The sequence below is a fragment of the Enterobacter cloacae complex sp. P40C2 genome (assembly GCF_014930695.1).
GTDB lineage: Bacteria > Pseudomonadota > Gammaproteobacteria > Enterobacterales > Enterobacteriaceae > Enterobacter > Enterobacter pasteurii.
In genome coordinates this window covers 283,096-302,858 of the sequence record NZ_JADBRP010000004.1, presented here as the reverse complement: position 1 = coordinate 302,858, position 19,763 = coordinate 283,096, and the positions used below count along the sequence as shown (strand labels likewise).

The window sequence follows — 19,763 nt, the reverse complement described above, 5'->3', positions numbered from 1 at the left end:
CCCTCGCCCCTTTGGGGAGAGGGCCGGGGTGAGGGGTAAAGGTTAAACCCAGTCCCGAACCTTAATAAACTCACTCAGGGCAGCCTCCGGGCTGCCTTCTTTTGGCTCGTAGCAGTACTCCCAGCGCACCAGCGGCGGCATCGACATCAGGATCGACTCCGTGCGCCCGCCGGTCTGCAGGCCAAACAGCGTCCCGCGATCCCACACCAGGTTGAACTCCACGTAGCGCCCGCGACGGTAAAGCTGGAACTCGCGTTCGCGCACGCCGTAGTCGGCGTTTCTGCGCCGTTCAACAATGGGCAAATAAGCGTCGGTAAAGCCCTCGCCCACCGCGCGCATAAAGCTGAACGCGGTATCAAAATCAGGCGTGTTCAGATCGTCAAAGAACAGTCCGCCGATGCCGCGCTGCTCGTCGCGGTGCTTCAGATAGAAGTAGTCATCGCACCACTTTTTGTATTTCGGGTAAACGTCTTCGCCAAACGGCAGGCAGAGGTCGCGCGCGGTGGTGTGCCAGTGCACGGCATCCTCTTCAAAGCCGTAGTAGGGGGTCATATCAAAGCCGCCGCCAAACCACCAGACCGGATCGGCCCCCGGTTTTTCCGCAATGAAAAAACGCACGTTGGCGTGGCTGGTCGGCACAAACGGGTTATGCGGATGCACCACCAGCGAGACGCCCATCGCCTCGAAGCTGCGGCCCGCCAGTTCAGGACGGTGCGCCGTGGCGGAGGCTGGCATGGCGTCCCCGTGAACGTGGGAAAAATTCACCCCCGCCTGCTCAAAAACACCGCCGTTGCGCAGCACGCGGCTGCGCCCGCCGCCGCCGGCTTCGCGCTGCCAGGTGTCCTCCTGAAACTCACCGCCGTCTGCGGCGGCCAGTTTTCGGCAAATCTCGTCCTGTAGCTGCATCAGGAAGGTTTTGACCAGCTGTGCATTCGGTTTCATCAACGTTTCCTGGAGTGCGCTTTTTGGTTATCGAACCAGTTGAAATAACTGATTACCCCTGAGGCGATGGCGTTAGCGATTTTCTGACGAAACGCCTTAGTACCGAGCAGGCGTTCTTCTTCCGGGTTGGTTATGAACGAGGTTTCAACCAGCACGGACGGAATTGACGGTGACTTCAGCACCACAAACGCGGCCTGCTCGGTGCTTTTACTGTGCAGGCGGTGCACTGGCTTAATCCGTTTGAGGATATGCGAGCCGAGCGTCAGGCTGTTTTTGATGGTGTCGGTCTGAACGAGGTCAAACAGCACCTGCTGCAGCAGATGATCTTTGTCGGTCGCTTTTTTCCCGGCGACCTCATCCGCGCGGTTTTCGCGATCGGAGAGGTACTTCGCCATGGCGCTACTGGCGCCACGGTTGGAGAGGGCGAACACCGAGGCGCCCGCGGCGGACGGGTTGGTGAAACCATCCGCGTGAATGGACATAAACAGATCGGCACCGTGCTTATGGGCAATCTCCACGCGATCGTACAGCGGGATAAACGTGTCGCCAGTGCGCGTAAGGCGGGCGTCAATGCCGTTGCTGCGTAAAATTGCGCGCACATTTTTTGCAATTGCCAGCACGACGTGTTTTTCTTTCGAACCGTTTCTGCCAATGGCGCCGGTGTCGATCCCGCCGTGGCCCGGATCGAGCATGACCAGACGCTTTGCGCCGGCTTTTTTGGCTTTCGGTTTGCTGTGTCCGTTGCTGGTTTTAAGCGTGCTCTCCTCTTTTGCCTGAGCCTGCTTAGCGATGCCGGTTAACGTTAAGGCCGCCAGCCCCGCTTTGAGAACCTGACGACGCGATGTGAGTGCTTTTAATGGTTTGAATGTGCTCATGCGGCCTGAATACTAAAAAATGAGGTCCTGGTGTTATATCGTATCGTGTTTCCCGTTACGACAGTCCTTATTGAGAATTGTTTTACTTTTCATTTCAATACGTGACAAAGTGACATTATGCCAAATTCAGGCGAGTTTTTCCCCGGTTATTGGCTAAATGCCCTGTTCACGCCATAATCACTGTTTTTAAACCCGAAAAGGCGGTTAATACCATGGAGATACGCGTTTTTCGCCAGGAAGATTTCGAAGAGGTGATCACCCTTTGGGAGCGCTGCGATCTGCTGCGTCCGTGGAACGATCCGGAAATGGATATCGAACGCAAGCTGAATCATGACGTCAGCCTGTTTCTGGTCGCCGAAGTGAATGGCGAAGTGGTGGGAACGGTGATGGGCGGTTACGACGGCCATCGCGGGTCGGCCTATTATCTCGGCGTGCACCCGGAATATCGCGCGCGCGGCATTGCTAACGCGCTGCTCAACCGTCTGGAGAAGAAGCTGATTGCCCGCGGTTGCCCGAAAATTCAGATTATGGTTCGGGAAGATAACGACGTGGTGCTGGGCATGTATGAACGCCTGGGCTACGAGCATGCTGACGTGCTGACGCTGGGTAAGCGCCTGATCGAAGATGAAGAGTACTGAGTTCCACCCCGACGACTATGATGCTCAGGGTCGTCTGCGTCTGCCTTTTCTGTTCTGGTGCGTGTTGCTGTTGCAGGCCAGAACCTGGTTTTTGTTCGTGATGGCTGGCGCGTCGCGCGGGCAGGGCGATACGTTACTGAATCTTTTTTATCCCGATCGCCAGGCCTTCTGGCTGGGGTTGCTGCCCGGCGTCCCGGCGGTGCTGGCGTTTCTGTGCAGCGGTCGGCGCCAGAAAATCCCGCGCTTCTGGCGCGCGCTTCGCTGGCTGCTGATCCTGGCGCAGGTTGTGCTCCTGTTCTGGCAGCCCGTGCTGTGGCTGTACGGCGAGCCGCTCTCCGGTATCGGAATTGCGCTGGTGGTGGCGGATATCGTTGCGCTGCTGTGGCTGCTCACGCACCCCCGCCTGCGCGCCTGTTTTACGCAACAGCCAGATTAGCACGGCACTTTTTGCCGATGTCGTACTCCAACAAGCGTTGATTTACTACGTAAGGACGTCTCAATGAAATCGCTGCGTTTACTTTTATGCGCTCTCCCGCTGGCGTTAACCGGCTGTTCCACGCTCTCATCCATCAACTGGTCTGCGGCCTATCCGTGGAACTGGTTCGGCTCCTCGACGGAAGTGACCGAGCAGGGCGTAGGCAAAATTACCGCCTCAACGGCGCTGGATCAGGATGCCATTCAGGATGCCATCGGCAGCGATTATCGCCTGCGCAGCGGCATGAAAACCGAGAACGGCAACATCGTGCGCTATTTCGAAGCGTTGAAGGGCGACAGGGTGGCGCTGGTCATCAACGGCGACAAAGGCACGGTAAACCGCATTGCGGTTATGGATGAAGATATTCCAGCCTCGGGGGGCGTGAAGGTGGGAACGCCGTTTAGCGATCTCTATCAGAAAGCCTTTGGCAACTGCGCCAGCGCGCCGTCAGAAGACAGCGTGGCGGTCGAGTGTAAAGCCGAAGGCAGCCAGCACATCAGCTATCTGTTCACCGGCACCTGGAACGGCCCTGAAGGGTTAATGCCGTCTGACGACACCCTGAAAAACTGGAAAGTGAGCAAGATTATCTGGAAGCAGTAATTTGCGCCTGAGCAAGCCGCCTCGCTGAAATCCGGGTATAATAGCCGCCATCAATGCCACGCTGACGTGGCATCTTTATTTCAGGAGGAGCGATGTCTCAGGTTCAGAGCGGCATTTTGCCAGAACATTGCCGCGCGGCGATTTGGATTGAAGCCAATGTTAAAGGGGATGTGGATGCCCTGCGTGCGGCCAGTAAAGTTTTCGTGGATAAGCTGGCAACCTTCCAGGCCAAATTTCCGGATGCCCATCTGGGGGCGGTGGTTGCCTTTGGCCACAACGTCTGGCGCCAGCTGAGCGGCGGGCAAGGTGCCGAAGAGCTGAAAGACTTCGTTCCTTATGGCAAAGGCCTTGCACCTGCCACCCAGTACGACGTGCTCATCCATATTCTTTCCCTGCGTCACGACGTGAATTTCTCGGTAGCGCAGGCGGCGGTTGAGGCGTTCGGCGACAGCATCGACGTGCAGGAAGAAGTGCACGGATTCCGCTGGGTGGAAGAGCGCGATCTGAGCGGCTTCGTTGACGGCACCGAAAACCCGGCCGGGGAAGAGGTTCGTCGCGACGTGGCGGTCATTAAGGATGGCGTGGACGCGGGCGGCAGCTACGTGTTCGTCCAGCGCTGGGAGCACAACCTCAAGCAGCTTAACCGCATGAGCGTGCATGACCAGGAGATGATGATTGGCCGCACCAAAGACGCCAACGAAGAGATCGACGGCGATGCCCGTCCGGTGACGTCCCACCTGACCCGCGTTGACCTTAAGGAAGACGGCAAAGGGCTGAAGATTGTCCGCCAGAGCCTGCCGTACGGCACCGCGAGCGGCACGCACGGCCTGTACTTCTGCGCCTACTGCGCGCGCCTCTACAACATTGAGCAGCAGCTTCTGAGCATGTTTGGCGACACCGACGGCAAGCGCGACGCTATGCTGCGCTTCACGAAGCCGGTAACCGGCGGCTACTACTTCGCGCCGTCCGTTGAGCGTCTGCTGGCGCTGTAATCACCTTTCGCCCTCTCCCTTCGGGAGAGGGCATCAGGCCGCACCCTTATTCCCTTTTCTGCTTCTAAATCACCAAACGGTATATAAAACCGTTACTCCTTTGGTCCTCGTTATAAATATTATGACTATAAGATAGTCATCACATTTATAAGGGTGCGCAATGGCCGTTACTGTACTGAAAAAAGGATCGCTGGCGCTGGCAGGTTTACTGCTGGTGGCGCAGGCGCAGGCAACCGAGTTGCTGAACAGTTCATATGATGTCTCGCGCGAGCTGTTTGCCGCCCTTAACCCCGCCTTTGAGCAGCAGTGGGCGAAAGAGAATAACGGCGACAGGCTGACCATCAAGCAGTCCCATGCCGGTTCATCCAAGCAGGCGCTGGCGATTTTGCAGGGGCTGAAGGCGGATGTGGTGACCTACAATCAGGTCACTGACGTACAGATCCTGCACGACAGGGGCAAGCTGATCCCGGCGGACTGGCAGAGCCGCCTGCCTAACAACAGCTCGCCGTTCTACTCCACCATGGGCTTCCTGGTGCGAAAGGGCAACCCTAAGAATATCCACGACTGGAACGACCTGGTGCGTTCTGACGTAAAACTGATTTTCCCGAACCCGAAAACCTCCGGTAATGCGCGCTATACCTATCTGGCGGCGTGGGGCGCGGCGGACAAAGCTGACGGTAACGATAAGGCGAAAACCGAACAGTTCATGACCCGGTTCCTGAAGAATGTCGAAGTGTTTGATACCGGCGGCCGCGGCGCGACCACCACCTTCGCCGAGCGCGGGCTGGGTGACGTGCTGATCAGCTTTGAATCCGAAGTGAACAATATCCGCAAGCAATATGAAGCGCAGGGTTTCGAGGTCGTGATCCCGAAAACCAACATTCTGGCCGAGTTCCCGGTGGCGTGGGTGGATAAAAACGTCAAGGCCAACGGCACCGAGAAAGCGGCAAAAGCCTACCTTAACTATCTGTACAGCCCGCAGGCCCAGACGGTGATTACCGACTATTACTACCGCGTGAACAATCCTGAAGTCATGAGCAAGCTGAAAGACAAATTCCCGCAGACCGAGCTGTTCCGCGTGGAAGACCATTTCGGCGCCTGGCCTGAGGTGATGAAAACGCATTTTGCCAGCGGCGGTGAGTTAGACAAATTGCTGGCGGCGGGGCGTAAGTAATGTTTGCAGTCTCCTCCAGACGCGTGCTGCCGGGCTTTACCTTAAGCCTCGGGACCAGCCTGCTGTTCGTCTGCCTGATTTTGCTGTTGCCGCTCAGCGCGCTGGTAGTGCAGCTTTCTGAAATGAGCTGGTCCCAGTACTGGGAAGTGGTCACTAACCCGCAGGTGGTGGCCGCCTATAAGGTCACGCTGCTGTCCGCGTTTGTGGCCTCAATATTTAACGGCGTGTTTGGCCTGCTGATGGCGTGGATCTTAACCCGCTACCGCTTTCCGGGCCGCACGCTGCTCGACGCGCTGATGGATCTGCCTTTTGCGCTGCCGACGGCGGTGGCCGGTTTAACGCTGGCGTCGCTGTTTTCCGTGAACGGCTTTTACGGCGAATGGCTGGCAAAGTTTGATATCAAAGTCACGTATACCTGGCTCGGCATCGCGGTGGCGATGGCCTTTACCAGCATCCCGTTTGTGGTGCGTACCGTGCAGCCGGTGCTGGAAGAGCTGGGCCCCGAATATGAAGAGGCCGCAGAAACGCTCGGCGCCACGCGCTGGCAGAGTTTTCGCAGGGTGGTGCTGCCGGAACTGTCGCCGGCCCTGCTGGCGGGCGTGGCGCTCTCCTTTACCCGCAGCCTCGGTGAATTTGGCGCGGTTATTTTTATCGCCGGGAACATCGCGTGGAAAACCGAAGTCACCTCGCTGATGATTTTTGTGCGTTTGCAGGAGTTTGATTATCCGGCCGCGAGCGCGATCGCCTCGGTGATCCTTGCCGCGTCGCTGCTGCTGCTGTTCTCGATTAACACTCTGCAAAGTCGCTTTGGTCGACGTGTGGTAGGTCACTGATGGCGGAAGTTACGCAATTGAAGCGCTATGACGCGCCCCGCATCAACTGGGGCAAATGGTTTCTGATTGGTACCGGCGTGCTGGTTTCCGCCTTCATCCTTGTTGTGCCAATGGTATACATCTTCGTTCAGGCCTTCAGCAAGGGGATCATGCCCGCACTGCAAAACCTGGCCGATCCCGACATGCTGCACGCCATCTGGCTGACGGTGATGATTGCCCTCATCACCGTCCCGGTGAATCTGGTGTTTGGCGTATTGCTCGCCTGGCTGGTGACGCGCTTTAACTTCCCGGGGCGTCAGCTGCTGCTGACCCTGCTGGATATCCCGTTTGCGGTTTCGCCGGTAGTGGCGGGTCTGGTTTATCTGCTCTTCTACGGATCCAACGGCCCGCTGGGCGGGTGGCTTGATGAGCACGACCTGCAGATCATGTTCGCCTGGCCGGGCATGGTGCTGGTGACGGTCTTTGTGACCTGCCCGTTCGTGGTGCGCGAGCTGGTGCCGGTGATGCTGAGCCAGGGCAGCAACGAGGATGAAGCGGCCGTTCTGTTAGGCGCTTCCGGCTGGCAGATGTTCCGCCGCGTGACGCTGCCGAATATCCGCTGGGCGCTGCTTTACGGCGTGGTGCTGACCAACGCCCGCGCGATTGGCGAATTTGGTGCGGTGTCGGTGGTATCCGGCTCGATTCGCGGCGAAACGCTGTCGCTGCCGTTACAGATTGAACTACTGGAACAGGACTACAACTCCGTCGGTTCCTTTACTGCCGCAGCGTTGCTGACGCTGATGGCGATTTTGACCCTGTTTTTGAAGAGTGTGGTGCAGTGGCGTTTAGAGAATCAGGAAAAACGTCAGCATCAGGAGGGAAATCATGAGCATTGAGATTGCCAATATTAAGAAGTCTTTTGGTCGCACCCAGGTGCTGAACGATATCTCGCTGGATATCCCTTCCGGACAAATGGTGGCGCTGCTGGGGCCGTCGGGATCCGGTAAAACCACGCTGCTGCGTATTATCGCCGGCCTTGAGCACCAGAGCAGCGGTCATATCCGCTTCCACGGCACCGACGTGAGCCGTCTGCATGCCCGCGACCGCAAGGTGGGCTTTGTGTTCCAGCATTACGCCCTGTTCCGCCACATGACGGTTTTCGATAACATCGCCTTTGGCCTGACGGTGCTCCCGCGTCGCGAGCGTCCGAATGCCGCAGCCATCAAAGCGAAAGTGACCAAACTGCTGGAGATGGTGCAGCTTGCTCATCTGGCCGATCGCTTCCCGGCGCAGCTTTCCGGCGGGCAGAAACAGCGCGTGGCGCTGGCGCGCGCGTTAGCCGTTGAGCCGCAAATCCTGCTGCTGGATGAACCGTTCGGCGCGCTGGATGCGCAGGTGCGCAAAGAGCTGCGCCGCTGGCTGCGCCAGCTGCACGAGGAGCTCCAGTTCACCAGCGTCTTCGTGACCCACGATCAGGAGGAGGCGATGGAAGTGGCCGACCGCGTGGTGGTGATGAGTCAGGGCAATATCGAGCAGGTTGACGAGCCGGAACAGCTCTGGCGTGAACCGGCGACCCGCTTTGTGCTGGAGTTTATGGGCGAAGTAAACCGCCTGAAGGGCACCATCCGCGGCGGCCAGTTCCACGTCGGCGCGCATCGCTGGCCGCTGGGCTACACCTCCGCGCATCAGGGGCCGGTCGATCTGTTCCTGCGCCCGTGGGAAGTGGACGTCAGCCGCCGCACAAGCCTGGATTCCCCGCTGCCGGTGCAGGTGCTGGAGGCTAGCCCTAAAGGCCACTACACCCAGCTGGTGGTACAGCCCCTGGGCTGGTACACCGAGCCGCTGACCGTTGTTATGCGCGACGACGAGCCGCCGCATCGCGGTGAACGCCTGTTTGTGGGGCTGCAGCATGCCCGTATTTATCACGGCAGCGAGCGCATCGAGACGCGCGAGGATATTGCTCTGGCGGAGTCAGCCTGATAGGTTAGTAGGATGTTTATCGCCCGGTGGCACCGCGCCTGCCGGGCGTACAGTTATCACTGCGTCTTGTAGGCCGGGATCGCTACGCGTCACCCGGCTTTTTTATTGAGTAAAAATCGTGAATACACTCGAACACACCATCGGCAACACTCCTCTGGTCAAGCTTCAGCGCATGGGGCCGGACAACGGCAGCGAAATCTGGGTCAAACTCGAAGGCAATAATCCCGCAGGCTCGGTAAAAGACCGCGCGGCGCTGTCGATGATTGTCCAGGCCGAAAAGCGCGGCGAGATAAAGCCCGGCGACGTGTTAATTGAAGCCACCAGCGGTAACACCGGGATCGCGCTGGCGATGATTGCCGCCCTGAAAGGCTACCGCATGAAGCTGCTGATGCCTGACAACATGAGCCAGGAGCGCCGTGCGGCTATGCGCGCCTACGGGGCCGAGCTGATTCTGGTGACCAAAGAGCAGGGGATGGAAGGGGCGCGCGACCTGGCGCTGGCGATGGCCGAGCGCGGGGAAGGCAAGCTGCTCGACCAGTTCAATAACCCGGACAACCCGTACGCGCACTACACCACCACCGGCCCGGAAATCTGGCAGCAAACCGACGGGCGCATTACCCACTTTGTCTCCAGCATGGGCACCACGGGCACCATCACCGGCGTGTCGCGTTTTCTGCGCGAGCAGGCAAGCCCGGTGACGATTGTCGGCCTGCAGCCGGAGGAGGGGAGCAGCATTCCAGGAATTCGCCGCTGGCCTGAGGAGTATATGCCGGGCATCTTTAACGCGCAGCTGGTTGACCAGGTGCTGGATATTCACCAGCGCGAGGCGGAGAATACCATGCGTGAGCTGGCCGTGCGTGAAGGCATCTTCTGCGGCGTCAGCTCTGGCGGTGCCGTAGCGGGCGCGATCCGGGTGGCAGAGTCCACGCCGGGGGCGGTTGTCGTGGCGATTATTTGCGATCGCGGCGATCGTTACCTGTCTACCGGCGTCTTTGGTGAAGAGAGTTATTCGCAGGGGGCGGGGATTTAAGCGTCATGGAGATGATTTTATTCCGGGATAAAACCCGGGCGCAGCAAACCGATATTGTCGCCGTACAGTCGCAGGTGGTGTACGGCAGCGTGGGTAACAGCATTGCGGTACCGAATATTCGTACCCACCGGCTTAACGTGACCGCCGTGCCGACGGTGCTGTTCAGCAATACGCCGCACTATGACACCTTCTACGGCGGCGTAATCCCGGATGAGTGGTTCAGCGGCTACCTTAAGGCGCTGGAAGAGCGCGAAATCCTGCGCGAGCTTAAGGCGGTGACCACCGGCTATATGGGCAGCGCCAGCCAGATCGTTTTGCTGGCCCAGTGGCTGAAGGCGATCAAAGTGCAGCATCCGGAACTGCTGGTGCTGGTCGATCCGGTGATCGGCGATATCGACAGCGGCATGTACGTGAAACCCGATATTCCTGAGGCCTATCGGGAGCATCTGCTGCCGCTGGCGCAGGGCATTACGCCCAACGTGTTTGAGCTGGAAGTGTTAAGCGGAAAGCCGTGCCGCACGCCGGAGAGCGCCATTGCCGCCGCGCAGGGGCTGCTGTCTGATACGCTGAAGTGGGTGGCGATCACCAGCGCGCCCGTGGCCGACGATCCGCAGAATATTCACGTCGTGCTGGTGAGTAAAACGGGCGTTACCGTAAGCGCGCACCCGCGCGTCGAGACGGATCTCAAGGGAACCGGCGATCTGTTCTGTTCAGAACTGGTGAGCGGTATCGTGGGGGGAAAAACCGTTGCTGACGCCATCCGCATGGCAGGCGATCGGGTGACTGACGTCATGATTTACACGCAGTCGAAAGGCTATGATGAGCTGATCCTGCCCGCATAAACAAAAATGGCGCCCGAAGGCGCCATTTTTCTGTGCGGTAAGAATTACTTCTTGATGCGGATAACCGGGGTTTCACCCACGGTGACGCTGCCGGACAGTTTGATCAGCTCTTTGATTTCGTCCATGTTGGAAATAACAACCGGAGTCAGGGTAGACTTCGCTTTTTCTTCCAGCAGAGGCAGATCGAATTCAATCACCGGGTCGCCAACCTTAACACGCTGGCCTTCTTCCGCGATACGTTTGAAGCCTTCGCCTTTCAGTTCAACGGTGTCGATACCGAAGTGAACGAACAGTTCGATACCGCTATCGGACTCGATAGAGAACGCATGGTTGGTTTCAAAAATCTTACCAATGGTGCCGTCAACTGGAGCAACCATTTTGTTGCCAGTTGGTTTGATAGCAATGCCATCACCAACGATTTTCTCAGCAAACACTACATCCGGCACGTCTTCGATGTTGACGATCTCGCCGGAGAGCGGAGCAACAATCTCAATAGTTCCGGAGTCGCTATTGCTTTTGTCACCGAACAGTTTACTAAATAAACCCATTAGACTTATCTCCTAAGCAGTAATTTGGGCCGCATCTCGTGGATTAGCAGATTGTTTTTTCTTCAATGAACTTGTTAACCAGCGTCATTAACTCGTCCGTTGTCGGTTGAGCAAGAGCCTGCTCTGCTAATACCTTCGCATCTTCGAAGTTCGTGTTACGGATAATCTTCTTGATGCGCGGGATGGAAATGGCGCTCATAGAGAATTCGTCCAGACCCATACCCAGCAACAGAAGTGTAGCACGTTCGTCGCCTGCAAGCTCACCACACATGCCAGTCCATTTACCTTCTGCATGAGAAGCATCAATAACTTGCTTGATCAAATTCAGTACAGACGGTGACATTGGCTGGTAGAGATGTGAAATCATATCATTACCACGGTCAACTGCCAGGGTGTACTGCGTTAAATCATTGGTACCGATACTAAAGAAATCAACTTCTTTGGCTAAATGACGCGCAATCGTCGCGGCTGCCGGTGTTTCCACCATCACGCCGATCTCGATTGACTCGTCAAACGCTTTACCTTCGTCACGCAGTTCCTGCTTGTAGATTTCGATCTCTTTTTTCAGTGCACGCACTTCTTCAACAGAGATGATCATCGGGAACATGATGCGCAGCTTACCGAAAGCGGAGGCACGCAGGATAGCGCGAACCTGGTCACGCAGGATCTCTTTGCGATCCATAGCGATACGCACGGCACGCCAGCCCAGGAACGGGTTCTCTTCTTTCGGGAAATTCATGTACGGCAGCTCTTTGTCGCCGCCGATGTCCATGGTACGGACGATAACTGCCTGAGAGCCGCAGGCTTCAGCAACAGCTTTGTACGCCGCAAACTGCTCTTCTTCAGTTGGCAGGGCGTCGCGGTCCATGAACAGGAATTCAGTACGATACAGACCTACGCCTTCCGCACCGTTGCGCTCAGCGCCATCAACGTCGCGTACGGTACCGATGTTGGCACAAACTTCAACCTGATGGCCGTCCAGCGTGATGGCTGGCAGGTCTTTCAGTTTAGCGAGTTCTGCTTTCTCGGTAGCAACCTGCTCCTGAACGGCGCGCAGTTGCTCGATCACATCGTTAGTTGGGTTGACGTAAACCACGTTGTTTACGGCATCCAGAATCAGATAGTCGTCGTTTTTAACCTGAGAGGTAACGCTACCGGTACCCACGATGGCTGGCAGCTCCAGAGAACGCGCCATTATTGAGGTGTGGGAGGTACGTCCACCTGCGTCAGTAATGAAACCCAGCACCTTGTTCAGGTTCAGCTGTGCGGTTTCAGACGGGGTCAGGTCAGCGGCAACCAGGATCACTTCGTCCTGAATCGCGCTCAGATCGATGATGGCCAGACCCAGGATGTTGCGCAGCAGGCGCTTACCGATGTCGCGTACGTCAGCCGCACGCTCTTTCAGGTATTCATCGTCCAGCTCTTCCAGGGCAGATGCCTGACCTTCGATAACTTCATGCGCAGCCGCGTCGGCCGTCATGCCTTTATCTTTAATCAGGGCTATGATTTCCTGCTCCAGCTCCTCATCTTCGAGCAGCATAATGTGCCCTTCGAAGATGGCTTCTTTTTCTTCACCGAAAGTTTCGCCAGCTTTAGTTTTGATCGCTTCCAGTTGCGCAGATGCCTTGGCACGACCGCTCAGAAAACGTTCAACTTCCTGATCAACCTTGTCGGCAGAAATTTTTTTCCGGTCAATGACGATTTCGTCTTCTTTCAGCAGCAGTGCTTTGCCGAAAGCGATACCCGGGGATGCTAAAATGCCTGAAATCATAACCCTACCTTACTTGTGACTGATATTGAAAAGAACCCGGAAAACTTACTCGAGCTCAGCCATCAGCTTAACCAGATGCTCAACTGCTTTCTGCTCATCTTCACCTTCTGCGGAGATGGTCACAACGGTACCCTGAGTCAGACCCAGAGTTTGCAGTTTGAACAGGCTTTTCGCGCTAGCGCTTTTGCCGTTAGAAGTCACAGTGATTTCAGAAGTGAAGCCTTTCGCTTCTTTAACAAACTGAGCAGCAGGGCGGGTGTGCAGACCGTTCGGAGCGGTAATGGTAACTTCTTGCTGGAACATTGTATTTCCCCAACTTATAGGTTTAGTGTTGTGGAACTAAAGTCTAGCCTGGCGACTTAACTTTAGCCTGTATAGTTAGCGCTGACGTTTCAATCGTCATTAAACATTATGCAGTGAAAGCAAGACTTGAACCAAATCATAAAATCGATTCAGCAGCGCTATTTCGTTCACTGATTAATTTCGCGCATCAAAATAATTGCTGGTTTAAATACCAGACCCAACGGGGTGAAGCAATGCCAGGAGGGGTAAAAGTTTGAAGCAGGCCACAAAAAAGCACCTGAAAAGGTGCTTTTTTACGCGTTTTTAACATACTGGCATCACTGTTGCAGCTCTTTCTCTGTGAAGAGATCGGCAAACAGTGCGGTGCTCAAGTAACGCTCACCCGAAGACGGTAGGATAACCACAATATTCTTGTTGGTAAAGGTTTCATCTTCCAGCAGCTTAAGGGCTGCCGCAACTGCCGCACCGGAAGAGATGCCTGCCAGAATACCCTCTTCGTCCATCAGGCGACGCGCCGTGGAGATAGCTTCTTCATTGGTAATGGCCACGACTTTATCAATCAGCTTAAGATCCAGGTTGCCTGGAATAAAGCCCGCGCCGATACCCTGAATTTTGTGCGGGCCTGGTTTGATCTCTTCACCCGCCAGCGCCTGCGCTATAACCGGAGAATCGGTTGGCTCAACGGCAACGGTAATCAGATCTTTTTTACCCTTCGTGCCTTTAATATAGCGAGACACGCCGGTCAGGGTGCCGCCGGTGCCGACGCCGGAGATAAACACATCGACCTGGCCGTCGGTATCTTCCCAGATTTCCGGGCCCGTGGTTTTCTCGTGGATTTCCGGGTTAGCCGGGTTGCTGAACTGCTGAAGCAGCAGATATTTTGCCGGATCGCTGGCGACGATCTCTTCCGCTTTCTGAATCGCGCCCTTCATGCCCTTCGCGCCTTCGGTCAGGACCAGATTTGCTCCCAGCGCCTTCAGCAGCTTACGGCGTTCAATGCTCATGGTTTCAGGCATGGTCAGCGTCAGCTTATAGCCACGCGCCGCCGCAACATAGGCCAGCGCGATACCGGTATTGCCGCTGGTTGGTTCAACCAGCTCAACGCCCGGCTTCAGCACGCCACGTTTTTCAGCATCCCAAATCATATTCGCACCGATACGGCACTTAACGCTGAAGCTCGGGTTACGTGATTCGACCTTCGCCAGAATGCGTCCATTACCGATACGGTTCAGTCGAACCAGGGGCGTATGACCGATAGTCAGCGAGTTGTCTTCATAAATCTTACTCATGGCCTGTCCTTAACTGTATGAAATTGGGATACCGACCCAGCATACCTGTTGAACAGGTATGGGGAAGTAAGGAAATCGCATATCTATATGCTGCAAGGAAATAATGGGGATCAGTATGGAATAAGGGATAGCATAAGCTACCCCTTGTTTACACATTTTTGCATTATTTCCATAACGCGTGCTTTGCACGATAGCAGTCAACCCACATCGCCGTCGCACCGCATACCGCAACCGGCATGATGAACAAGTTGAGGAAAGGAATCATGGTGAACAGGCTGGTGAGCGCGCCGAACTGCATATTGGCGACCTTCCGGGTGCGCAGAGCCGTGCGCATCTCCTTAAACGGCACCTTATGGTTATCGAACGGGTAGTCACAGTACTGGATGGCAAGCATCCAGGCGCTGAACAGGAACCACAGCACGGGCGCGACCGTCTGGCCGATGCCGGGCACAAAATAAAGGATAAGCAGCACGACCGCGCGCGGCAGGTACCAGGCAAACTTTTGCCATTCGCGCTTCATAATGCGGGGGATGTCTTTCATGATCCCCAGTACGCCCGTGTCGGGTGGCGTTGCACCGGTAAGGCGCGCTTCCAGCTGTTCGGCCAGCAGGCCGTTGAACGGCGCGGCTATCCAGTTCGCAATCGTCGAGAAGAAATAGCCGAAGACCAGCAGCACGGAGATAACCGCAATTGGCCAGAGCAGGTAGTTAAGCCACTGTAACCAGTCCGGCACATAGCTCATAAGGGACGGGATCCAGCTTTCCAGCCTGGTGAACAGCCACCAGAAGGCGCCGCCCATCAGAATAATGTTGATCAGCAACGGCAAGATCACGAAGCGCCGAATGCCCGGCAGGGAGACCAGTTTCCAGCCCTGAGAAAAATACCAGACCCCGCTGCGTGGGGCAGAAGAAGATGTTGAAACCATACCAGGCTGTACTCCTTTTTACACAACCAGTGGAATTGCCCGCCTATATTATCCAGTTACGGGACAATGACCAGTTCGGAAATGTTCGAAAAACCAGCAAAAAGCACGATTTAGTTCATCTTTATGCTGTGAATGCTCTGCACACACTTGCACTTGACGTAAACGGCAAATACTCTTAGTGAGTAAATGTTTGCCGTGGTGGCAAGGTGTTAGAACAACAGAGAATATAATGATGCAGGATTTGCGTCTGATATTAATCATTGTTGGCGCGATCGCCATAATCGCTTTACTGGTACATGGTTTCTGGACCAGCCGTAAAGAGCGTTCCTCAATGTTTCGCGATCGTCCACTGAAGCGCATGAAGTCCAGTCGTGATGACGATGACGTGGAAGACGACATCGACGGGCTGGACGATGACGGCGTGGGTGAAGTTCGTGTTCATCGGGTCAATAGTGCGCCCGGCGCGGCTCAAGGGGAGCATGAAGCCCCCCGCGCTCCGCAGCACCAGTATCAACCGCCGTACGCCTCTGCCCAGCCGCGCCAGCCAGCGCCGCAGCCGGTGGAAGAGCCTGTGCGTCAGGCGCCTCCGCAGCCTGTGCAGCAGCAGCCCGTGGCGCCACAGCCGGTACAGCCGCAACCCGTGCCACAACCTGCGCCGCCAGTTCAGCAGCCGCAGCCGGTGCAGCCGTCGCATCCTGAACCCGTGCAGCCTGCGCCACAGCCCGCACCTGCTCCGCGCGTAGAGCCTGAGCCGGTCGCAGAGCCAGAACCGGTTGTTGAAAAGCCGCAGCGTAAAGAAGCGGTGATCGTCATGAACGTGGCCGCCCATCATGGCACCCATCTGAACGGCGATGTGCTGCTTAACAGCATTCAACAGGCGGGCTTCAAATTTGGCGATATGAATATTTTCCATCGTCATTTGAGTCCTGACGGCAGCGGTCCGGCACTGTTTAGCCTGGCCAATATGGTGAATCCAGGAACGTTTGACCCGGAAATGACCGGTGATTTCGTCACGCCGGGCGTAACCATCTTTATGCAGGTGCCGTCCTACGGTGACGAACTGCAAAACTTTAAGCTGATGCTCCAGTCCGCTCAGCACATTGCCGACGAAGTGGGCGGTGTGGTGCTCGACGATCAGCGTCGAATGATGACGCCGCAGAAGCTGCGCGAATATCAGGACCGCATCCGCGAAGTTAAGGAAGCTAACGCGTAATCGTCGCGTTTACTACAACTCCTCCTCAACCCCCGCCTGTCGGGGGTTTTTCTCATTGATGGTGCGATATGGACTCAATCGAACAACAACTTACTGAACTGCGAACCACGCTTCGCCATCATGAATATCTGTATCATGTTATGGACGCCCCGGAAGTGCCGGATGCGGAATATGACCGCCTGATGCGCGAGCTGCGCGAGCTGGAAGCCCGCCATCCGGAGCTGATTACGCCCGACTCCCCGACGCAGCGCGTCGGCGCGGAACCGCTTGGCGCATTCAGCCAGGTGCGCCACGAGGTGCCGATGCTGTCGCTGGATAACGTGTTTGATGAAGAGAGTTTTCTGGCTTTCAACAAGCGCGTGCAGGATCGCCTGAAGAGTGTCGACAACCTGAGCTGGTGCTGCGAGCTGAAGCTGGACGGTCTGGCCGTCAGTATTCTTTATGAAAACGGCGTAATGGTGCGTGCCGCGACGCGCGGCGATGGCACCACCGGGGAAGATATCACCACCAACGTGCGCACCATCCGTGCAATCCCGCTGAAGCTGCGCGGCGATAACATTCCCGCGCGGCTGGAAGTACGCGGGGAGGTGTTCCTTCCGCAGGCGGGCTTCGAGAAGATCAACGAAGAAGCACGCCGCACCGGCGGAAAAGTATTTGCGAACCCGCGTAACGCGGCGGCAGGCTCTCTGCGTCAGCTCGATCCGCGCATCACCGCGAAGCGACCGCTTACTTTCTTCTGCTACGGCGTCGGGATCCTGGAAGGCGGAGAACTGCCTGATACCCACCTGGGACGTTTACTCCAGTTCAAAGAGTGGGGCTTGCCGGTAAGCAACCGCGTGCAGCTTTGCGACTCCCCTGAGGCGGTGCTGGCGTTCTATCACAAGGTAGAAGCAGATCGTCCTGCTCTCGGGTTTGATATTGACGGCGTGGTGATCAAGGTTAACTCCCTGGCATTGCAGGAGCAGCTGGGCTACGTGGCTCGCGCGCCTCGCTGGGCGGTGGCCTTTAAATTCCCGGCCCAGGAGCAGATGACCGTCGTTCGCGACGTGGAGTTCCAGGTTGGCCGTACGGGAGCGATTACGCCGGTAGCGCGTCTGGAGCCGGTACAGGTGGCTGGCGTGCTGGTCAGTAACGCCACGCTGCACAACGCCGATGAAATCGCGCGTCTGGGCCTGCGTATTGGCGACAAAGTGGTTATTCGCCGCGCGGGGGATGTGATACCGCAGGTGGTTAACGTTGTGGAGTCAGAGCGTCCCGCCGATACCCGCGCCATTGAGTTTCCGGCCCACTGCCCGGTATGCGGTTCGGACGTAGAGCGCGTGGAGGGTGAAGCGGTAACGCGCTGTACGGGCGGGTTAATCTGCGGGGCACAGCGTAAGGAGTCGCTCAAGCACTTTGTCTCCCGCCGGGCGATGGACGTCGACGGAATGGGTGACAAGATTATCGATCAGCTCGTTGAAAAAGAGTACGTCCATACGCCAGCAGACCTCTTTACGCTGACGGCAGGTAAGCTGACCGGCCTTGACCGGATGGGGCCAAAATCTGCCCAAAACGTGGTCAATGCGCTGGAAGCGGCAAAAAATACAACCTTTGCCCGTTTCCTTTACGCGCTCGGCATTCGTGAAGTGGGGGAGGCGACGGCGGCAGGGCTGGCGGCCTATTTCGGCACGCTGGACGCGCTGGAGAAAGCCAGCATAGAAGAGTTACAGAAAGTCCCGGATGTGGGCATTGTGGTTGCAACCCACGTCTTTAACTTCTTCGCCGAAGAGAGTAACCGCGAGGTGATCGGCAAATTGCTGGAGCAGGGCATTCACTGGCCCGCGCCGGTAGTGGTTAATGCAGAAGAGATCGACAGCCCGTTCGCGGGTAAAACGGTGGTCCTGACCGGTAGCCTGAGCCAGCTCTCGCGCGATGATGCGAAGGCGCGTCTGGTGGCGCTGGGGGCAAAAGTGGCGGGCAGCGTGTCGAAGAAAACCGATCTGGTAATTGCCGGGGAAGCGGCCGGCTCCAAGCTCGCCAAAGCGCAGGAGCTCGGCATTGACGTGATCGACGAAGCGGAAATGATGCGTCTGTTAGGAGAATAACGTGGAAAAAGAGCAGCTCGTTGAGATCGCCAATACGGAGATGCCGTTCGGTAAATATAAGGGCCGCAGGCTCATTGATTTGCCGGAGGAGTATCTGCTGTGGTTTGCCCGTAAGGACGAGTTTCCCGCCGGGCGTCTGGGCGAGCTGATGGCCGTCACGTTACTGATCAAAACCGAGGGGCTGACCCAGCTGGTTCAGCCCCTGAAGCGTCCTTAAGCCTTTGCGGCGCGGGTCTCTTCCTGCGCCAGTTTTTCCGTCTGCGCCTTGTAACGGCGCGCCAGTACCGCACAGACCATCAGCTGGATCTGGTGGAAAATCATCAGCGGCAGCACCATCATCCCAATGACCGAGGTCGGGAACAAAATATTGGCCATCGGGATCCCGTTGGCCAGGCTCTTTTTCGAGCCGCAAAACACGATGGTGATTTCATCGGCTTTACTGAAGCCGCATTTGCGGGCCACGAAGACGTTAACCGCGATGACGATTGCCAGCAGAACGATACTGACCACAACAATAAACAGCAGCGAACCGGCCCCCACCTTGTGCCAGATGCCGTTGACAACGGCTTCGCTAAAGGCGGTGTAAACCACGAGCAGAATCGAGCTCTGATCCGTTTTCGCGATCCATTTTTTGCGTTTAGCCACGAACGCGCCGATCCAGGGGCGGGACAGGTGCCCAAGCACAAACGGCAGCAGCAGCTGCAGGCAAATTTTACCCACCTGCTCCAGGTTACCCTCCGCGCCGTGCATATTCATCAGCAGACCAACCAGCAGTGGGGAAACAAAGATCCCCAGCAGGCTGGAAGCGGAAGCGGAGCAGACCGCCGCCGCGACGTTGCCGCCCGCCAGTGAGGTAAAAGCGATGGCGGACTGTACGGTGGCCGGCAAAATACACAGATAGAGGAAACCGGTATAAAGCGCCGGATCGACGTTCACCGGTGCCCACCAGGCAAACAACACCCCCAGCACCGGGAAGAGGATAAAGGTGCTGCACATTACCCAGAGATGCAGCCGCCAGTGGCTGCCGCCTGCAATAATCGCTTCCCGGGAGAGCTTGGCGCCGTGCATAAAGAACAGCAGCGCGATAGCGGCCGTGGTCAGCCCTTCAATAACTGGAACGAAACCGCCGCGCGCCGGGAAGAAGGAGGCCAGCAGGACGACGGCAATTAGGGTCAGCGTAAACGGATCAAGGATACGAAAAAGTTTCATAATCACTCCTGAAATCAGATATCGCTATTGTGCTTTTTTCCCTTTGAGAAATAAAATTGAT

Annotated in this window: 21 protein-coding genes; 13 read left to right on the top strand and 8 right to left on the bottom strand. The window is 56.7% G+C overall.

Annotated features, from left to right (window positions below):
* Window positions 1-42: 42 nt before the first annotated feature.
* Together hemF and amiA are read right to left on the bottom strand one after the other, a co-directional pair.
* The gene (hemF, locus tag IM304_RS10785; RefSeq protein ID WP_193356704.1) at window positions 43-942 is read right to left on the bottom strand and encodes an oxygen-dependent coproporphyrinogen oxidase; all 900 of its coding nucleotides are present in this window, start codon (window positions 940-942) and stop codon (window positions 43-45) included.
* Window positions 942-1,817 carry an N-acetylmuramoyl-L-alanine amidase AmiA gene (gene amiA, locus IM304_RS10780; RefSeq protein ID WP_176609798.1) on the bottom strand — a complete coding sequence of 292 codons (876 nt, stop codon included), beginning with the start codon at window positions 1,815-1,817 and terminating at the stop codon, window positions 942-944. The genes hemF and amiA overlap by 1 nt, the downstream gene beginning before the upstream one ends.
* Before the next feature lie 212 nt (window positions 1,818-2,029).
* Between amiA and IM304_RS10775 the strand changes: the two genes are divergently transcribed.
* The 10 genes from IM304_RS10775 (at window position 2,030) to pdxK (ending at window position 10,360) form a co-directional block, all read left to right on the top strand.
* On the top strand, window positions 2,030-2,455 hold the full coding sequence (locus IM304_RS10775; protein ID WP_148420004.1) for a GNAT family acetyltransferase: 426 nt from the start codon (window positions 2,030-2,032) through the stop codon (window positions 2,453-2,455).
* Complete coding sequence (locus IM304_RS10770; protein ID WP_193356703.1) at window positions 2,442-2,891, top strand: DUF2919 domain-containing protein; 450 nt, start codon at window positions 2,442-2,444, stop codon at window positions 2,889-2,891. The genes IM304_RS10775 and IM304_RS10770 overlap by 14 nt, the downstream gene beginning before the upstream one ends.
* 63 nt (window positions 2,892-2,954) lie before the next feature.
* Entirely contained in the window at window positions 2,955-3,530 is a 576-nt protein-coding gene (locus IM304_RS10765; RefSeq protein ID WP_148420002.1) for an RpoE-regulated lipoprotein, read from the top strand.
* Window positions 3,531-3,622: 92 nt separating this feature from the next.
* Window positions 3,623-4,522, top strand: a complete 900-nt coding sequence (locus IM304_RS10760) for a Dyp-type peroxidase (protein ID WP_193356702.1) — start codon at window positions 3,623-3,625, stop codon at window positions 4,520-4,522.
* A 160-nt stretch (window positions 4,523-4,682) separates the two neighbouring features.
* Window positions 4,683-5,696, top strand: a complete 1,014-nt coding sequence (locus IM304_RS10755) for a sulfate ABC transporter substrate-binding protein (protein WP_148420000.1) — start codon at window positions 4,683-4,685, stop codon at window positions 5,694-5,696.
* The gene (gene cysT / locus IM304_RS10750; RefSeq protein WP_193356701.1) at window positions 5,696-6,529 is read left to right on the top strand and encodes a sulfate/thiosulfate ABC transporter permease CysT; all 834 of its coding nucleotides are present in this window, start codon (window positions 5,696-5,698) and stop codon (window positions 6,527-6,529) included. Before IM304_RS10755 ends, cysT begins: the two co-directional genes overlap by 1 nt.
* On the top strand, window positions 6,529-7,404 hold the full coding sequence (gene cysW / locus IM304_RS10745; RefSeq protein ID WP_148419999.1) for a sulfate/thiosulfate ABC transporter permease CysW: 876 nt from the start codon (window positions 6,529-6,531) through the stop codon (window positions 7,402-7,404). Before cysT ends, cysW begins: the two co-directional genes overlap by 1 nt.
* Window positions 7,394-8,488: a sulfate/thiosulfate ABC transporter ATP-binding protein CysA gene (gene cysA, locus IM304_RS10740; RefSeq protein ID WP_193356700.1), complete on the top strand. Its 1,095-nt coding sequence runs from the start codon at window positions 7,394-7,396 to the stop codon at window positions 8,486-8,488. Before cysW ends, cysA begins: the two co-directional genes overlap by 11 nt.
* 118 nt (window positions 8,489-8,606) lie before the next feature.
* On the top strand, window positions 8,607-9,518 hold the full coding sequence (gene cysM / locus IM304_RS10735; RefSeq protein ID WP_176609804.1) for a cysteine synthase CysM: 912 nt from the start codon (window positions 8,607-8,609) through the stop codon (window positions 9,516-9,518).
* 5 nt (window positions 9,519-9,523) lie between these two features.
* Window positions 9,524-10,360, top strand: coding sequence for a pyridoxine/pyridoxal/pyridoxamine kinase (pdxK, locus tag IM304_RS10730; protein WP_193356699.1), 837 nt, complete (start codon window positions 9,524-9,526; stop codon window positions 10,358-10,360).
* Window positions 10,361-10,404: 44 nt separating this feature from the next.
* Here pdxK and crr read toward each other — a convergent pair whose 3' ends face one another.
* The 5 genes from crr to cysZ all read right to left on the bottom strand — a co-directional run bounded on the left by crr (window position 10,405) and on the right by cysZ (window position 15,196).
* The gene (gene crr, locus IM304_RS10725; RefSeq protein ID WP_022648946.1) at window positions 10,405-10,908 is read right to left on the bottom strand and encodes a PTS glucose transporter subunit IIA; all 504 of its coding nucleotides are present in this window, start codon (window positions 10,906-10,908) and stop codon (window positions 10,405-10,407) included.
* A 43-nt stretch (window positions 10,909-10,951) separates the two neighbouring features.
* Window positions 10,952-12,679, bottom strand: coding sequence for a phosphoenolpyruvate-protein phosphotransferase PtsI (gene ptsI, locus IM304_RS10720; protein WP_023314613.1), 1,728 nt, complete (start codon window positions 12,677-12,679; stop codon window positions 10,952-10,954).
* 45 nt (window positions 12,680-12,724) lie between these two features.
* The gene (ptsH, locus tag IM304_RS10715) at window positions 12,725-12,982 is read right to left on the bottom strand and encodes a phosphocarrier protein Hpr (RefSeq protein ID WP_000487600.1); all 258 of its coding nucleotides are present in this window, start codon (window positions 12,980-12,982) and stop codon (window positions 12,725-12,727) included.
* Window positions 12,983-13,299: 317 nt separating this feature from the next.
* Window positions 13,300-14,271, bottom strand: coding sequence for a cysteine synthase A (gene cysK / locus IM304_RS10710; RefSeq protein WP_006811453.1), 972 nt, complete (start codon window positions 14,269-14,271; stop codon window positions 13,300-13,302).
* A gap of 163 nt (window positions 14,272-14,434) precedes the next feature.
* Window positions 14,435-15,196, bottom strand: a complete 762-nt coding sequence (gene cysZ, locus IM304_RS10705) for a sulfate transporter CysZ (RefSeq protein WP_148419995.1) — start codon at window positions 15,194-15,196, stop codon at window positions 14,435-14,437.
* 229 nt (window positions 15,197-15,425) lie between these two features.
* On the opposite strand from cysZ, the gene zipA reads away from it, so the two are divergent.
* The 3 genes from zipA (at window position 15,426) to IM304_RS10690 (ending at window position 18,710) form a co-directional block, all read left to right on the top strand.
* A complete protein-coding gene (gene zipA / locus IM304_RS10700) occupies window positions 15,426-16,409 on the top strand; it encodes a cell division protein ZipA (RefSeq protein WP_193356698.1) in 984 nt (327 codons plus the stop codon).
* 68 nt (window positions 16,410-16,477) lie between these two features.
* Complete coding sequence (gene ligA / locus IM304_RS10695) at window positions 16,478-18,493, top strand: NAD-dependent DNA ligase LigA (protein WP_193356697.1); 2,016 nt, start codon at window positions 16,478-16,480, stop codon at window positions 18,491-18,493.
* A 1-nt stretch (window position 18,494) separates the two neighbouring features.
* Entirely contained in the window at window positions 18,495-18,710 is a 216-nt protein-coding gene (locus IM304_RS10690) for a DUF3820 family protein (RefSeq protein ID WP_048959525.1), read from the top strand.
* Here IM304_RS10690 and IM304_RS10685 read toward each other — a convergent pair.
* Window positions 18,707-19,702, bottom strand: coding sequence for a bile acid:sodium symporter family protein (locus IM304_RS10685; protein ID WP_193356696.1), 996 nt, complete (start codon window positions 19,700-19,702; stop codon window positions 18,707-18,709). The genes IM304_RS10690 and IM304_RS10685 overlap by 4 nt on opposite strands.
* Window positions 19,703-19,763: the final 61 nt, after the last annotated feature.

Excerpts from the sequence above, each read along its gene's own strand:
- hemF (WP_193356704.1), bottom strand. The coding sequence starts at position 942 with ATGAAACCGAATGCACAGCTGGTCAAAACCTTCCTGATGCAGCTACAG.
- amiA (WP_176609798.1), bottom strand. The coding sequence starts at position 1,817 with ATGAGCACATTCAAACCATTAAAAGCACTCACATCGCGTCGTCAGGTT.
- IM304_RS10775 (WP_148420004.1), top strand. The coding sequence starts at position 2,030 with ATGGAGATACGCGTTTTTCGCCAGGAAGATTTCGAAGAGGTGATCACC.
- IM304_RS10770 (WP_193356703.1), top strand. The coding sequence starts at position 2,442 with ATGAAGAGTACTGAGTTCCACCCCGACGACTATGATGCTCAGGGTCGT.
- IM304_RS10765 (WP_148420002.1), top strand. The coding sequence starts at position 2,955 with ATGAAATCGCTGCGTTTACTTTTATGCGCTCTCCCGCTGGCGTTAACC.
- IM304_RS10760 (WP_193356702.1), top strand. The coding sequence starts at position 3,623 with ATGTCTCAGGTTCAGAGCGGCATTTTGCCAGAACATTGCCGCGCGGCG.
- IM304_RS10755 (WP_148420000.1), top strand. The coding sequence starts at position 4,683 with ATGGCCGTTACTGTACTGAAAAAAGGATCGCTGGCGCTGGCAGGTTTA.
- cysT (WP_193356701.1), top strand. The coding sequence starts at position 5,696 with ATGTTTGCAGTCTCCTCCAGACGCGTGCTGCCGGGCTTTACCTTAAGC.
- cysW (WP_148419999.1), top strand. The coding sequence starts at position 6,529 with ATGGCGGAAGTTACGCAATTGAAGCGCTATGACGCGCCCCGCATCAAC.
- cysA (WP_193356700.1), top strand. The coding sequence starts at position 7,394 with ATGAGCATTGAGATTGCCAATATTAAGAAGTCTTTTGGTCGCACCCAG.
- pdxK (WP_193356699.1), top strand. The coding sequence starts at position 9,524 with ATGGAGATGATTTTATTCCGGGATAAAACCCGGGCGCAGCAAACCGAT.
- crr (WP_022648946.1), bottom strand. The coding sequence starts at position 10,908 with ATGGGTTTATTTAGTAAACTGTTCGGTGACAAAAGCAATAGCGACTCC.
- ptsI (WP_023314613.1), bottom strand. The coding sequence starts at position 12,679 with ATGATTTCAGGCATTTTAGCATCCCCGGGTATCGCTTTCGGCAAAGCA.
- ptsH (WP_000487600.1), bottom strand. The coding sequence starts at position 12,982 with ATGTTCCAGCAAGAAGTTACCATTACCGCTCCGAACGGTCTGCACACC.
- cysK (WP_006811453.1), bottom strand. The coding sequence starts at position 14,271 with ATGAGTAAGATTTATGAAGACAACTCGCTGACTATCGGTCATACGCCC.
- cysZ (WP_148419995.1), bottom strand. The coding sequence starts at position 15,196 with ATGGTTTCAACATCTTCTTCTGCCCCACGCAGCGGGGTCTGGTATTTT.
- zipA (WP_193356698.1), top strand. The coding sequence starts at position 15,426 with ATGATGCAGGATTTGCGTCTGATATTAATCATTGTTGGCGCGATCGCC.
- ligA (WP_193356697.1), top strand. The coding sequence starts at position 16,478 with ATGGACTCAATCGAACAACAACTTACTGAACTGCGAACCACGCTTCGC.
- IM304_RS10685 (WP_193356696.1), bottom strand. The coding sequence starts at position 19,702 with ATGAAACTTTTTCGTATCCTTGATCCGTTTACGCTGACCCTAATTGCC.